Annotated in this window: 11 protein-coding genes and 2 tRNA genes; 3 read left to right on the top strand and 10 right to left on the bottom strand. The window is 69.3% G+C overall.

All coding sequences use genetic code 11. The annotated features are described in order from the left end of the window. Positions 1-148 precede the first annotated feature (148 nt). From ABTY04_RS11940 to ABTY04_RS11920, 5 genes are all read right to left on the bottom strand, one after another. Positions 149-1,432: a glycoside hydrolase family 113 gene (locus ABTY04_RS11940; protein ID WP_352213214.1), complete on the bottom strand. Its 1,284-nt coding sequence runs from the start codon at positions 1,430-1,432 to the stop codon at positions 149-151. Beyond that, positions 1,429-2,877 (bottom strand): glycosyltransferase family 2 protein, encoded by a 1,449-nt coding sequence (locus tag ABTY04_RS11935; RefSeq protein WP_352213213.1) that lies wholly within the window; start codon positions 2,875-2,877, stop codon positions 1,429-1,431. The genes ABTY04_RS11940 and ABTY04_RS11935 overlap by 4 nt, the downstream gene beginning before the upstream one ends. A gap of 21 nt (positions 2,878-2,898) precedes the next feature. Then, positions 2,899-3,669, bottom strand: a complete 771-nt coding sequence (locus ABTY04_RS11930) for a hypothetical protein (protein ID WP_352213212.1) — start codon at positions 3,667-3,669, stop codon at positions 2,899-2,901. Between the two features lie 2 nt (positions 3,670-3,671). Continuing rightward, a complete protein-coding gene (locus ABTY04_RS11925; protein WP_352213211.1) occupies positions 3,672-5,042 on the bottom strand; it encodes a glycoside hydrolase family 26 protein in 1,371 nt (456 codons plus the stop codon). 215 nt (positions 5,043-5,257) lie between these two features. Next, positions 5,258-7,879: a valine--tRNA ligase gene (locus ABTY04_RS11920; protein ID WP_352213210.1), complete on the bottom strand. Its 2,622-nt coding sequence runs from the start codon at positions 7,877-7,879 to the stop codon at positions 5,258-5,260. 96 nt (positions 7,880-7,975) lie between these two features. On the opposite strand from ABTY04_RS11920, the gene ABTY04_RS11915 reads away from it, so the two are divergent. Then, positions 7,976-8,608, top strand: coding sequence for a hypothetical protein (locus tag ABTY04_RS11915; protein WP_352213209.1), 633 nt, complete (start codon positions 7,976-7,978; stop codon positions 8,606-8,608). Positions 8,609-8,700: 92 nt separating this feature from the next. Continuing rightward, positions 8,701-9,621 carry a hypothetical protein gene (locus ABTY04_RS11910; RefSeq protein ID WP_352213208.1) on the top strand — a complete coding sequence of 307 codons (921 nt, stop codon included), beginning with the start codon at positions 8,701-8,703 and terminating at the stop codon, positions 9,619-9,621. 75 nt (positions 9,622-9,696) lie between these two features. Here the strand turns inward: ABTY04_RS11910 and clpX are convergent, their stop codons facing one another. From clpX to ABTY04_RS11885, 5 genes are all read right to left on the bottom strand, one after another. Beyond that, complete coding sequence (gene clpX, locus ABTY04_RS11905) at positions 9,697-10,983, bottom strand: ATP-dependent Clp protease ATP-binding subunit ClpX (protein ID WP_030297265.1); 1,287 nt, start codon at positions 10,981-10,983, stop codon at positions 9,697-9,699. Between the two features lie 153 nt (positions 10,984-11,136). Next, entirely contained in the window at positions 11,137-11,808 is a 672-nt protein-coding gene (locus ABTY04_RS11900; RefSeq protein ID WP_030297267.1) for an ATP-dependent Clp protease proteolytic subunit, read from the bottom strand. Positions 11,809-11,894: 86 nt separating this feature from the next. Further along, positions 11,895-12,512, bottom strand: a complete 618-nt coding sequence (locus tag ABTY04_RS11895; RefSeq protein ID WP_054226615.1) for an ATP-dependent Clp protease proteolytic subunit — start codon at positions 12,510-12,512, stop codon at positions 11,895-11,897. 368 nt (positions 12,513-12,880) lie between these two features. Beyond that, positions 12,881-14,278, bottom strand: coding sequence for a trigger factor (tig, locus tag ABTY04_RS11890; RefSeq protein WP_352213207.1), 1,398 nt, complete (start codon positions 14,276-14,278; stop codon positions 12,881-12,883). 163 nt (positions 14,279-14,441) lie between these two features. Further along, positions 14,442-14,518: transfer RNA gene (locus tag ABTY04_RS11885), tRNA-Pro, on the bottom strand. Positions 14,519-14,687: 169 nt separating this feature from the next. On the opposite strand from ABTY04_RS11885, the gene ABTY04_RS11880 reads away from it, so the two are divergent. After that, positions 14,688-14,758: transfer RNA gene (locus ABTY04_RS11880), tRNA-Gly, on the top strand. The last annotated feature ends 17 nt before the right edge of the window (positions 14,759-14,775 follow it).

Below are 14,775 nucleotides of genomic sequence, written 5' to 3'. Positions count from 1 at the left end.
AATGCCTCAGGTGCGCAAGGCCGTGCCCGGGCGCCGGCCACGTACCCGAGGGTGGCCGGGACCGCGGGCCGGCGCCCCCGGTGGCGGCCGACCGACACTCCGGACAAGTCGGGCCGACGCCGTCGAGGGGCCGCGCAGCGCCGTGGGGTCAGGGCGCGGAATCAGTGCCCGGACCGGCGTAGTCGGAGCCGAAACAGGTCCGGATCTCCCGCTCGGTGTCCGGGCGCCCCGCGAAGTCCAGCCGGGAGCCCTCCTCCTTGGGAGCGGCCTTGGGGTCGGAGTCGAAGGTGACCGACCACCAGTACACGCCCGCCATCCGCCGCTCCCGGACGACCTCGCAGACCGCCTTGTACCAGTTGGCCTGCACCGCGGGGTTCGCCTTGCGCTTCGCGTAGAAGTCGCCGGGAGCCCGGTACGCCCCGTCCATGGCGCTGATGCCCGCCTCGGAGAGGACGATCCGCGGCAGCGCGTCCTTGCTCTTCTTGTCCAGCCAGGCGTTCCAGCCGTCGACGAGCCGGTCCACGGGGGCGTCGTCGGGGACCATGACGGGGAAGTACGCGTCGACGCCGAGCCGCTTGACGGGCACCGCGATGCGGCCGCCCACGTAGTTGTCCCAGTTGGCGTCGTAGGACACCTCGCCCTTGAACCGCTTCCCGGCCGCCGCGATCAGGGTCTTCCAGCCCGGGTCGCCCTCCATCGAGTTCAGCTCCGTGCCGATCACGAACGTCGCCGCCTGCTGCCGCTGGGCCGCGTCGAGGTACGGGCCGAGCATGGCCTCGTACGCATCGAACCAGGCCTCCTTGTCGGCCGGCTCGATGTTGCCGCGCCAGCCCTTCGGCGGGACGAGGACCGCCTCGTCCAGGGTCGGGCGGACGGTGGTGCGCAGTCCCGCGTCGTGGAAGACGCGCAGGACCGTCTCAAGGTGTGCGGGCGTCGGGGTGCCCTTGCCGGCCGCGAGCTTCGTCGACGTGCGGCCCTCCGTGTAGAAGGGGAAGGAGACGGAGACCGAGTTGGCCTTCAGCCCGACGAGGTAGGCGGCCTGCTCCCGCGCCTTCTTCTCGACGTACGCGTCGCTGCGCTCCTTCTTGTCCTCCCAGAAGATCTGGACGCCCCACTCGGGCATGCCCGCCTTCCAGGGCCGGTCCACCTTCGGCAGGGGCCCGGTGGGCTCTGCGGGCTCGGCCGGCTCCTCGGCCGCAGCGCCGCCCCCGGCGGCCACAACGGTGTCGCCGCCGCGGCCCTTGGCGGGCGGCGGGTCGTGCAGGACCAGGACCGGCTTGACGGAGCCGGGCCGCCAGCGCAGGGGGTGGTCGCCGACCACGAACGGCAGCCCGATGACCAGAGAGGTCACGGTCACCGGCAGGATCGCGAGCAACGGGACCTTGGAACGCTTCGTCTTCTCGTTCTTCACGAGGGGCTCTCGGTTTCTCATGCGGGCTTGGCGATGACGACGAACTTGTTCTCTTCGCGCTTGACGAACTTGATCAGCCCGCGCAGACCGCCGAGCCCTTCCAGCACGGAGAACACCGGGATGAGGACGAGCACGGCGAGCGGCTCCCACCAGCGCCGCCTGCCGTTCGCCGAGACCAGGGCGTTGAGCCGCAGCCCCTCCCAGTACGTCCAGATGACGTACGCGAAGTTGAGCGCCCACATGAACACGACGGACTGGGCCACAGGAGAGGTGTTGAAATCGCCGACGAGCCAGGCCACCAGGAGCACGGTCGCGATGTGCTGGAGCGGCCCGATGACCCAGGTGACCACGCAGAGCAACAGGAACCAGCGGTACCGCAGCGGCAGCGTGCGGTTGAAGCAGAGGGCGACCAGACCCCAGGCCCAGCGTTCGCGCTGTTTGACGAAATCCTTCGTGGTGGCCGGCGAGGCGCCGTAACAGCGGCCGTTGAACCAGTCGCTGCGGCCGGGATACGTGCGGCAGAACGTCAGCGCCAGCTGCGCGTCCTCGACGATGGCCTTCGGGCCGAAGTCCCAGCCGATGGCCGCCTCGACGGAGGCACGGAGCAGCAGCAGCTCCCCGTGCACGCCGGCGACCGGGGTGCCCAGACCGGTGAGGGCGCGGAACCGGGCTATGTCGTCGGCCGGCCGGACCGCGTCGGCCAGCCAGGTGAACCGGTTCACGGCGTTCTCGCGCGGGTAGGCGAGGATCCCCTGCGCCATGTGCTTGCCCTCGTCGCCGGCCCGCCGCTGGCGGTTGACGAACTGGGCCATGGATGCGGCGGTGTCGGGGCCGACTCCGGTGTCGTCGTCCATGTGCAGCACCCAGACGTCGTCGAGGGCCTCGCCCTCGTCGATCCGCAGCTCGTGCGCGTAGTGGTTCGCACGGGCCTTGAAACGGGTGCCGTTCGCCGTCTCGTACGCCTTGGGCACGGTGACCACGCGGATCAGGGGGTCCGTCGCGGCCAGGTCGCCGATCCGCTCGGCCGCCTCGCAGCCCTCTTCCGTGAGGACGTCGACGCGCATGCGCGGGAAGTACGGGGGGAGGTGTTCCACGTAGCTGAGGACCGAGCGCTCCAGCGCCGGGTACGTGTCGTGGCGGCCGATGGTCGGCACGAGCACGATGAGGAAGTCCTCGTCCACCGGAGCCGGCGGGACCATCCGGTGCGCCTTGCGCAGTCGGCGGCGGATCAGCAGGGCGCCCTGGAGACCGACCATGACGCCGATGCCGGGCAGCGACCAGACGACCGACAGCGTCCAGCCCAGCGGGGTCGGGTTCGGCTGGAACGCCCACAGGCCGAAGCCGGCGAGTATCAGGAAGGGCAGCAGGAAGGCCAGTACGCCGGGCTTCCAGTCGGCATGGCGCTGCACCAGCTTCGCATCGCGACGGGACGTGGTCGCGACCTCTTGTAACGGGGCGAGGGTCATGGGAAGGGTCCTTCGGGGTTCCTACTGTTGCTGTGGGGGCTGCTGAGGCCAGGAGGGCTGACCGCCGTACGGGCCAAGCCCATAGCCGGGCTGGGGCTGCTGGGGCTGCGGCTGGGGCTGCGGCTGGGCGTAGCCCGTCTGCGGCAACTGCGGCCCGGGCTGCGCCGGGTAGGACGGCGCAGGCCCGAACCCGTGCGGCGGCTGGGGCGGTTGAGGCGCCTGCGGCTGCTGGGGTTGTGGATGCTGGGGCTGCGCTACCTGCTGCGCGGCCGCACGCAGGGCCTGCTCGTGGGCCTGCCGGGCCTCGTGCGCCTGCTGGGTCCACGGATTCACCGGCGGCTGCCACGGTTCGTACGCGGCGAAGTCCCGCAGCAGCAGCACGATGAGGGCGCAGGTCACGAGGGTCCCGGCAGCGAAGGTCGCCAGTTTCAGCCCGCCCTGGACGGTCGAGAAGAAGTACTCGGCCTGCCTGTCCTCGAACAGGGCGCCGGTCAGGCTGCGCACCCGGTTGTAGCCCTCGATGGCCGCGCCGCCGATGATGATCCCCCGGCCGAGGGTGTTCCCGCGCAGGACCAGAAGGCCGCCCGCCACATAGACGACGCCCCAGTTGAGGTTGAACGTCTCTGCGGATCCGGAGCGGTCGCTCGTGCCGTAGTAGACGATGCCCTTGAGGAAGTCGGCGACGCCGACCTGCCAGAAGCAGTTGTACACGGCCCAGAGGAGCAGGATGCCTGCCCAGCCCATGGCCACGAAGGCGGCCGCACGGTGGGCACGTGGCGTTGACGCGCTCAACTTCACTCCACTTCGAAGGTTCCGTCGTGCAAGGCGAGCCATTGCACTCCCACGGGGCCCGATTCCCGGCCGCCGGTGATCGTCTTGGGGTCGTCGTACGTCTGCCGCACATCGGCGTCGGGGTTCTTCGCGGTGAGTCCGTCACCCCACACGGTCCACAGCACCCAGGGGGCCTGGTCGAGCGTCGTGCGCTGGGCGGCGCCCAGTGGCACGTGGAAGGACTCCGCGAGGATCCGCGGCTTGCCGTAGTCCGCCAGACCGCGGTGCCACGTCGACGTCCAGGCACCGGGGTCGAACGGCCGGTCCGGGGTTCCGCTGTAGTCGTCGACGCCGACCACGTCCACGTACTCGCCGCCGGGGTAGTAGTCCCACGGATCGCTGCCGTGGACACCGTCCCAGGCGGTGGGCGCCCAGACGAAGATGAGGTTGTGCAGGCCCCGGGAGCCCACCAGGTAGTGGTAGAGCAGCTCCCACAGGGCCTTGTACTGCCCGGGTTTCAGCCCCGCCCACCAGAAGCTCTGCTCCCCGCCGAGGGAGTTCATCTCGTGGTACGGGCGCAGCAGTACGGGTACGTCGTACGCGGCCAGGTAGCCGAGGTGGTCCGCGAGGAACGACAGGTCGAGCAGGAGCGCGGCGTGTTCCGGGGATCCGGGGGTGAGCACCCGGTCGATCCAGCCCGGATCCTTCGCCGAGGGCGCGTTGCGGCGCAGCGTCTGGTCGTAGCTCTTGACCGGGCTGCCCGGCCAGGGCTGGTGGAACGACATCCCGACCAGGCCGGCGGGGGCTCCCCCGTTCGCCGGCAGCACGGTCTTGGTGTCGTTCCAGAGGCGTTCGGTCCCGGTCGGGTTGTACGAGCCGTCGTCCCTGCGGGGCAGTCCGTGCCAGACGCCCAGGGCGAGGTCCACGACGTCGTTCGTATAGGTCCAGAACTCGCGGCGGGCGGGCCAGGCGGCGCGCGAGTAATCCCGTGCCTCGCCGACGCCCCAGCGCTCCTGCTGGTAGCCGGGGCCCAGGTCCAGTTCGAGGAAGGCCGGCAGCTTCCCCGTGATGTCCTGGGGCTTGCGGTAGTAGTAGCCGGGTGGCTTGGGACCGCTGTGGTCGCCGTACTCCGGGTTGTACCGCTCGTTGTGCACCTCGGCGTGCTGGCCCATGAGGGTGCCGCGGCGCCGTCCGGCCCGGGCGTCCGCCTCCAGCCCGGCCAGTAATCGGTACACGGCCTGGGCCGTCTTGGAGGCCTTGGGGTCCCGCGACAGCAGGTCCTTCTGGAGTCCTGCGGCGGGCGCGCGCGAGGTGCTGAAGGCCGCCACCGTGGCGAGGGCACCGCCCGTGGCCGCGGTCGCCGCCGCTCCCAGGAGGAGATTGCGCCGTTTCACCCCGCGGACTGACGCGTCGCGGACTGACGCGTCGTGCCTCAATACGTCGCGGCCTAACGCGTCGCGGCCTAACGCGTCGCGACCCATCACTCCGAGCCCCCCTCGGTCGACAACGGCCCCCGTCGACTGCACGAAACCCCCGGGGCCGCTGTCACCCTACGCGTCGGCCCCCGAGCGATGTGCTCGGGGGCCGATGGTTCACCGTTTGTTACGTGTTACGCGGCGGGCAGCGCGTCCAGCTGGGACTGGATCCGGGCGATGTCCGCCTCGGACTTGGCCAGCCGGCCCTTGATCTTGTCCACGACGTTGTCGGGGGCCTTGGCCAGGAAGGCCTCGTTCCCGAGCTTCGCCTCGGCCTGCTGCTTCTCCTTCTCCGCGGCCGCGAGGTCCTTGGAGAGGCGCTTGCGCTCGGCGGCCACGTCGATCGTGCCCGACAGGTCGAGCGCAACGGTGGCGCCGGCGACCGGCAGGGTGGCGGTGGCGGTGAAGCCCTCGCCCTCCGGCTGGAGGCGCAGCAGCTGGCGCACGGCTGCCTCGTGCGCGGCGAGCCGCGTACCGGACAGGTCCAGGCGGGCCGGGACCTTCTGGCCGTCCTGGAGGCCCTGCTCCTTGCGGAACCGGCGGACCTCGGTGACGACGGCCTGGACGCTCTCGATCTCGTCCTCGGCGGCCTCGTCACGGAAGCCGCTGTCCTTCGGCCACTCGGCGATGACGAGCGACTCACGCCCGGTCAGCGTGGTCCACAGCGTCTCGGTGACGAACGGGACCACCGGGTGCAGCAGCCGCAGCATGACGTCGATGACCTCGCCCAGCACCCGGCCGGAGACCTTGGCCTGCTCGCCGCCCGCGAAGAACGTCGTCTTCGACAGCTCGACGTACCAGTCGAAGACCTCGTCCCACGCGAAGTGGTACAGGGCCTCGCTGAGCTTCGAGAACTGGAAGTCCTCGTAGTACGCGTCGACCTGGGAGACCGTCTTGTTGAGGCGGGACAGGATCCAGCGGTCGGTCGCCGACATCTGCTCGGGGGCCGGCAGCTCGCCCTCGATGGTGGCGCCGTTCATCAGCGCGAAGCGCGTGGCGTTCCAGATCTTGTTGGCGAACTTGCTGGACGCCTGGACCCAGTCCTCGCCGATCGGCACGTCGGTGCCCGGGTTGGCGCCCTTGGCCAGGGTGAAGCGGACGGCGTCGGAGCCGTACTTGTCCATCCAGTCCAGCGGGTCGACGACGTTGCCGAAGGACTTCGACATCTTCTTGCCGCGCTCGTCGCGGACCAGGCCGGTCAGCGCGATCGTCTTGAACGGTGCCTCGCCGTCCATGGCGTACAGGCCGAACATCATCATCCGGGCGACCCAGAAGAAGATGATGTCGTGGCCGGTGAGCAGGACGTCGGTGGAGTAGAACTTCGCCAGGTCCGGGGTCTTCTCCGGCCAGCCGAGCGTGGAGAACGGCCACAGGCCGGAGGAGAACCAGGTGTCGAGGACGTCCGTGTCCTGGTGCCAGCCCTCGCCGGTGGGCGCCTCGTCGTCCGGGCCGACGCAGACGATCTCGCCGTCCGGGCCGTACCAGACGGGGATCCGGTGGCCCCACCACAGCTGGCGCGAAATGCACCAGTCGTTGAGGTTGTCGACCCAGTCGAAGTACCGCTTCGACATCTCCTCGGGGTGGATCGAGACGCGGCCGTCGCGGACGGCGTCGCCGGCGGCCTTGGCCAGCGTCTCGACCTTGACCCACCACTGCAGCGACAGGCGCGGCTCGACGGTGGTGCTGCAGCGCGAGCAGTGCCCGACGGAGTGCAGGTACGGGCGCTTCTCCGCGACGATGCGGCCCTGCTGCCGCAGCGCGCCGACGACCGCGGACCGGGCCTCGAAGCGGTCCAGGCCGAGGAAGGGGCCGTGGACGGTGATGACACCGCGCTCGTCCATGATCGTCATGGACGGCAGGTCGTGGCGCTGCCCGATGGCGAAGTCGTTCGGGTCGTGCGCCGGGGTCACCTTGACGCAGCCGGTGCCGAACTCGGGGTCGACGTGCGTGTCCGCGACGACCGGGATGGAGCGATCGGTGAGCGGCAGCTTGATGAGCTTGCCGATCAGGTGCTTGTAGCGCTCGTCGTCCGGGTGGACGGCAATGGCCGTGTCACCGAGCATCGTCTCGGCGCGGGTCGTGGCGACGACCAGGGTGTCCTCGCCCTCGCCGTACTTGATCGAGACGAGCTCGCCCGCGTCCTCCTGGTACTCCACCTCGATGTCGGAGATGGCCGTGAGGCAGCGGGGGCACCAGTTGATGATGCGCTCGGCGCGGTAGATCAGGCCGTCGTCGTAGAGCCGCTTGAAGATCGTCTGGACGGCCTTGGACAGGCCCTCGTCCATGGTGAAGCGCTCGCGCGACCAGTCGACGCCGTCGCCGAGGCGGCGCATCTGGCCGAGGATCTTGCCGCCGTACTCTTCCTTCCACTGCCAGACGCGCTCGACGAACTCCTCGCGGCCCAGGTCGTGGCGGGACTTGCCCTCCTCGGCGAGCTGCTGCTCGACCTTGTTCTGGGTGGCGATGCCGGCGTGGTCCATACCGGGCAGCCACAGCGACTCGAACCCCTGCATCCGCTTGCGGCGGGTCAGGGCGTCCATGAGCGTGTGCTGGAAGGCGTGCCCCAGGTGCAGGGAGCCGGTGACGTTCGGCGGCGGGATGACGATGGTGTACGCGGGCTTCTCGCTCGCGGCATCGGCCGTGAAGTACCCACGCTCTACCCAGCGCTCGTAGAGCTTCCCCTCTACCTCGGCCGGAGCGTACGCGGTCGGCAGTTCGGGGTTGGGGCTGCTGGGTGTCTGCGTGTTCTCGGTCACGAGGCACAGGATACGGGCGGCCCCGCCTCCGTTACGAATCGATACCACCCCCGGGGATCCATTGACCTGAGCATGCAGATCGGGCTCGATGTGCGCATGAACGAGCTCACCCAGCAGGCCGTCCAGGCGCCTGCCGCCCCGCCGAAGAGGAAGCGCGCGCTGAAGACGGCCGGGACGGTGCTCGCCCTCGCGGCGGGGCTGGTGATCGGGCGCATGGGCATGAACGCGCTGCTCGGAGACGGCGCCCCGGACGACGCGGGCCGCTACCGGCTGACGCCTCCGGCCTCCTTCCAGAGCCTGGCGCTCCAGAACTCGGGTCCGCGGGTCGACGCCATCAAGCAGGGCCAGGGGCCGGCGAAGGCGGGCGCGACGAACGTCGCCGTCGTGTACGCGGACCAGTCGGGCACCGCGCGGCTGGTGGTCAGCGGCGCCTTCGGCCGGTTCGGCGACCAGGACCCGGGCGCGGCGCTGACGCAGAGCCTGCAGGGCATGGGGTCGGTCTCGGGGGTCACGACCCACGAGGCCGGGGCGCCCACGGGCGGCGCCATGCGCTGCGGCACGCTCGACGTCGGCTCCGGCGCCGGGACGCTCCCGCTCTGCATGTGGGCCGACCACAGCACGCTGGTGACGGTCACCGTCCCGGTCGAGAACCAGCCGATGGCGATCGACGCCCTCGCGTCGCAGGCCAGGGCCCTGCGCGAGGCGATGGAAGTCCCGACGGCGTCGTAGTTCCGTAACGCCTGTGCCCCCGGCGACCGCACCTGCAGGGACTTCCGCCAAGATATGGGGAACATAAGAAAGTCCTAAAGGGGGACGCGGGTATGAGTTACAACCAGCCAGGGCCGTACGGACAGCCGCCTCAGCAGCCGGGACCGTACGGCGGGCCGCCGCCGCAGCCGGGACCGTACGGACAGCCCGCCCCGCAGCCCGGCTACGGCTACCCGCAGCAGCCCCCGCAGGGCTACCCCCAGCAGCCCCAGCAGCCGGGCTACGGCTACCAGCAGCCCGGCATGCCGCCGCAGCAGCCCCCATATGGCGGAATGCCGCAGCAGCCGAAGAAGTCCAAGGCGGGCGTGGTCATCGGCGTGATCGTCGCCGTGGCGGTCATCGCGGGCGGCGGCTGGTACCTCACGAAGGGCGGCGGCGCCTCGGGCTCGGTCGCCTCGGACACCAAGGGCTACAAGCTGGTCGCCCCGGAGTCGGTGGACGACTTCAAGAAGGACCCGAAGTCCAAGGACAAGCCCATGACCGACGAGGACAAGACCGAGGCGGAGGCCGCCGGCATCAAGAACCCCACCAAGGTGGCGCAGCAGTACCAGTCCGGCGACCCGAGCAACCCGCTGTCGGCCAAGGGCCTGACCTTCTCCGGCTACTACGGCGACATCGCGGACCCGGAGAAGTCGGTGGACGCGTACTTCACCGCCTTCAAGCTGAAGGCCTCACAGACCGACGAGAAGTCGACGGTCGAGCTCGTCGGCAGCCCCAAGTCGGTCACCCCGGCCGGCTTCAAGGGCGCCGTGCTCAAGTGCCAGGAACTCAAGTTCTCGTCCAAGAACCCGGCGGCGGTCAAGGGGCCCAAGGAATACACGCTGCCCATCTGCATCTGGGGTGACTACAGCACCCTGAGCGTGGTCAGCGCCAGCGACGTGGCCTCCATCCTGGCCGGCAAGCCGGGCTACACCCTGGAGCAGACCGGGGACCTCGCCGCCAAGCTTTACAAGACTGCCCGCGTGAAGAAGTAGCGGGCCGGTCCACCCCACGCAGAAGGGGTGCTCCGGTCGGGGGCACCCCTTCTGCGTGTGCTGTTCAGGCGCCGGTCAGGCCGACTTCTCCTGCGGGCCCTGGTCCTTCGGGACGATGCGGGGGACCAGCGTCGGGTTGACGTTGGAGCGGACCACGTCGGCCGTGATGACCACGCGGGCCACGTCCTTGCGGGACGGGACCTCGTACATCACCGACATCAGGACCTCCTCCATGATGGCGCGCAGGCCGCGCGCGCCCGTCTGGCGGAGGATCGCCTGGTCCGCGATGGCTTCGAGCGCCTCGCGTTCGAAGTCCAGCTCGACGCCGTCGAGTTCGAACAGCCGCTGGTACTGCTTCACCAGCGCGTTGCGCGGCTCCACCAGGATCTGCAGCAGCGCCTCGCGGTCCAGGTTGTGGACCGAGGTGATGACGGGCAGACGGCCGATGAACTCGGGGATCATCCCGAACTTCACCAGGTCCTCCGGCATGACCTCCTGGAACTGGTCGCTCGCCTCGATCTCGCGCTTCGAACGGATCGTCGCCCCGAAGCCGATGCCCTTGGCGCCCGCACGCGACTCGATGATCTTCTCCAGGCCGGCGAAGGCGCCGCCCACGATGAAGAGCACGTTCGTCGTGTCGATCTGGATGAACTCCTGGTGCGGGTGCTTGCGGCCGCCCTGCGGCGGGACCGACGCCGTCGTGCCCTCCAGGATCTTCAGCAGGGCCTGCTGGACGCCCTCGCCCGAGACATCGCGGGTGATCGACGGGTTCTCGCTCTTGCGGGCGACCTTGTCGATCTCGTCGATGTAGATGATCCCGGTCTCGGCCTTCTTGACGTCGTAGTCGGCCGCCTGGATCAGCTTGAGCAGGATGTTCTCGACGTCCTCGCCCACGTACCCGGCCTCCGTCAGCGCCGTCGCGTCGGCGATGGCGAACGGGACGTTGAGCATGCGCGCGAGCGTCTGGGCCAGCAGCGTCTTGCCGGAGCCCGTCGGCCCCAGCAGCAGGATGTTGGACTTCGCGAGCTCGATCGCGTCGTCCCGGCCCTGCGCGCCGCCGTTCTCGCCGGCCTGGACGCGCTTGTAGTGGTTGTACACCGCCACGGAGAGGGCCTTCTTCGCCGGCTCCTGGCCGACGACGTAGCTCTCCAGGAACTCGTAGATCTCACGAGGCTTGGGGAGTTCCTCCCACCGGACCTCGGAGGTCTCCGCGAGCTCCTCCTCGATGATCTCGTTGCAGAGGTCGATGCACTCGTCGCAGATGTACACACCGGGTCCTGCGATGAGCTTCTTCACCTGCTTCTGGCTCTTTCCGCAGAACGAGCACTTGAGCAGGTCGCCGCCGTCACCGATGCGTGCCACGAGGTGCTTCCCCTTCGCCTGGGAGACGCCTGGTTCAGCGCTCCTGGTGCCTCATATCCGACGGTACCTTGCCGGGGGCCCCGTACGGGGCCCCCTTGACGTGGTTCACATCGCCGAATGTGACGACGTGCCCACGCCAACTGGCGGCAAGGATCAGTGGGAGTTCTTGCGGGTCGAGACGATCTGGTCGATCAGGCCGTACGCGAGCGCGTCCTCGGCCGTCAGGATCTTGTCGCGCTCGATGTCCTCGCGGATCTTCTCGATCGGAGTGGTCGAGTGCTTGGCCAGCATGGTCTCCAGCTGGTCGCGCATGCGCAGGATCTCGTTGGCCGCGATCTCCAGGTCGGAGAGCTGCTCGCGGCCGGTGCCGCCGGACGGCTGGTGGATCAGCACGCGGGCGTTCGGCAGCGCCATGCGCTTGCCGGGCGTGCCGGCGGCGAGCAGGACCGCGGCGGCGGAGGCCGCCTGGCCCATGCAGACCGTCTGGATGTCCGGCTTCACGAACTGCATCGTGTCGTAGATGGCCGTCAGCGCGGTGAAGGAGCCGCCGGGGCTGTTGATGTAGATCGAGATGTCGCGGTCCGGGTCCATCGACTCCAGGCACAGCAGCTGCGCCATGACGTCGTTCGCGGAGGCGTCGTCGATCTGCACGCCGAGGAAGATCACGCGCTCCTCGAAGAGCTTCGCGTACGGGTCGTACTCGCGCACGCCCTGCGAGGTGCGCTCGACGAAGCGCGGGACGACGTAGCGGTTGTCCACCTGCGCGCCGGTGTAGAGGCCGCTCGCGGGAGAGAGGTTGTTCATGTGCATCTGGGTGTTCACCATCCTGGTGGCGTTCTGCGGGCTGGGGCTTGCCGGGTGCGGGCGGGCGTACGGGTCCTCGTACGAGGACCCGCGCGCCGGGGCCGGGATCAGGCCCCGGTGCCGCCGCCGCCCGGGACCAGCGACGCGGCGGAGATGATCTCGTCGATGAGGCCGTACTCCTTGGCCTCCTCCGCGGTGAACCAGCGGTCGCGGTCGCCGTCGCGGATGATCGCCTCCACGGTCTGGCCGGAGTGGTGGGCAGTGATCTCGGCCATGCGCTGCTTGGTGCGCAGCAGGTACTGGGCCTGGATCTTGATGTCCGAGGCGGTGCCACCGATGCCGGCGGAACCCTGGTGCATCAGGATGTCGGTGTTCGGGAGCGCGAAGCGCTTGCCCGGGGCGCCGCCGGTGAGCAGGAACTGGCCCATGGAGGCCGCCATGCCCATGCCGATGGTGACGACGTCGTTCGGGATGTACTGCATGGTGTCGTAGACGGCCATGCCGGCGGTCACCGAGCCGCCCGGGCTGTTGATGTACAGGTAGATGTCCTTCTCCGGCTCCGCGGCCAGGAGGAGGAGCTGCGCCGTGATCTTGTTCGCGATGTCGTCGTCGACCTGCTGGCCGAGGAAGATGATGCGCTCACCGAGCAGCCGGTTGTAGACATGGTCGCCGAGGCCGCCACCGATGGACGGCTCACCCGCGGCGTAAGGCTTCAGATTCGTCACGTATCCACCTGCTCGTCTCCGACGGCCACATGCCGTCTCAGCGTCTCGTTCTGGGGCGCGGACCGGTCGGGCGGCGGTGGCCGCCGGCGTCCGGGTACTCCCGTGCCCTCGTATTCATGGACCCTAACGCGCAGGTCGGACAACGCCATCCCGCTTCCCGAACTGTTCGCTCGGAGCGCAAGCTCCGCGGGCCTTGCGGAAGCCGGGAAAAGGCCCCGCGGAAGGCGCCGGGCGGAGGGCGGACAGCAGACGGAGAGGGGGCGTCGGGAGAGCGGCGCAGGTGCGCCGAAGGGCCCGCACACGGCTGTGTACGGGCCCTTCGGGATGCTGCTGGGCGGGCGCCGCCGCAGGGGGCGGCACCCAGGGTGTTACTTGGCCTCGTCGGCCTGCGCCTCGGCGTCCGCGTCACCCTCGACAGCGGCCTCGACGGTCTCGGCGGCCGTCTCGACCTCGTCCTCGTCGGAGAGGTCGACGACCTCACCGTTGGTGTCGACGACCTTGGCGGCCTCGACGACGACCGCGAGGGCCTTGCCGCGGGCGACCTCGCCGACGAGCATCGGCACCTGGCCACCCTCGACGACGGCCTGGGCGAACTGGTCGGGGGACATGCCGGAGGAGGCGGCACGGCGCATGAGGTGCTCGGTGAGCTCCTCCTGGTCGACGCCCAGCTTCTCCTTGTTGACCAGCGCGTCCAGGACGAACTGGGTCTTGATCCCCTTGATCGCCTGGTCCTTGGTCTCGGCGTCGAACTCCTCGACCGTCTTGCCCTGGAACTCCAGGTACTTCTCGATGGTGAGGCCCATCTGGCCGAGCTGGTGGTGCTCCAGGTTGTGCTTGCGGGTGTTGACCTCGTCCTCAAGCAGCTTCTCGGGGATCGGCACCTCGACGAGCTCAAGCAGCTTCTCCAGGACGCGCTCCTGGGCCTGCGTGGCCTGGTCGTACTGCTTCATGTTCTCAAGGCGCTTGCGGCTGTCGGCCTTGAGGTCCTCAAGGGTGTCGAACTCGCTCGCCATCTGCGCGAACTCGTCGTCCAGCTCCGGGAGCTCCTTGGCGGAGACCTTGGAGACCTTGACGGTGACCTCGGCGTCCTTGCCCTCGGCGGAGCCGCCCTTCAGCTGGGAGGTGAAGGTGGCCTCGCCACCGGCCTCCAGGCCCTTGACGGCCTCGTCGATGCCGTCGAGGAGCTCGCCCGAGCCGATGGTGTAGGAGACGTCGGAGGCGACACCGTCCGGCAGCACCTCGCCGTCGACCTTGGCCTCCAGGTCGATGGTGACGACGTCACCCTCGGCGGCGGCGCGCTCGACGTCCTTGGTGGACGCGAAGCGGCCACGCAGCTGCTCGACGGACTTCTCGACGTCCTCGTCGGAGACCTCGACCGCGTCGACCTCGACCTCGATGCCGGAGTAGTCCGGGATCTCGATCTCGGGGCGGACGTCGACCTCGGCGGTGAAGGCCAGCAGCTCGCCGTCCTTCAGCTCCGTGATGTCGACCTCGGGCTGGCCCAGCGGGTTCAGGTCGGCCTCGTTGACCGCCTCGGTGTAGAACTTCGGGAGGGCGTCGTTGACGGCCTCCTCCAGCACCGCACCGCGGCCGAAGCGCTGGTCGATGACCCGGGCGGGGATCTTGCCCTTGCGGAAGCCCTTCACCGTGACCTGCTGGTTGATCTTCTTGTACGCCGCGTCGAGGCTGTCCTTGAGCTCCTCGAAGGGCACCTCAACAGTGAGCCGAACCCGAGTCGGGTTCAGGGTCTCCACGGCGCTCTTCACGGTTCGGTCTCCTTGTGGCTGACTGCTGGGGGTTCTGCGTCCACGCTGCGATTCAGCGGTTCGGCGGATTCGGCCCGGTACATCAGACACACGGGCACGCAGCTTGCATAGTAACCGCAAGCGGCAATCAGCCCACAACGCGATCTTGCGATGGCGGTGCCGTTGGTCGGGGTGGCCGGATTCGAACCGACGACCTTCCGCTCCCAAAGCGGACGCGCTACCAAGCTGCGCCACACCCCGTCGGTGCGACACGTAGGGTACATGGCCGGAGACCCTCTGATGCGCGGGGTTTTGAGCGAACGTTTCAGGACGCCGCACCGCGGGCGCGTAATCGGGTGTGCACTCCCCCGGCCCGACCCGCTAGGATGCTGTCCGTGCCGCGGTCCCCCGGACCTGCGGCGCACGTGTTGCGGGCGTAGCTCAATGGTAGAGCCCTAGTCTTCCAAACTAGCTACGCGGGTTCGATTCCCGTCGCCCGCTCTGAAGGACTAAGGGCC

The sequence above is a fragment of the Streptomyces sp. NPDC097981 genome (assembly GCF_040302565.1).
Classification (GTDB): Bacteria; Actinomycetota; Actinomycetes; order Streptomycetales; family Streptomycetaceae; genus Streptomyces.
Note: the sequence above shows the minus strand (reverse complement) of the source record. Positions and strands in the feature narration are given on the sequence as shown.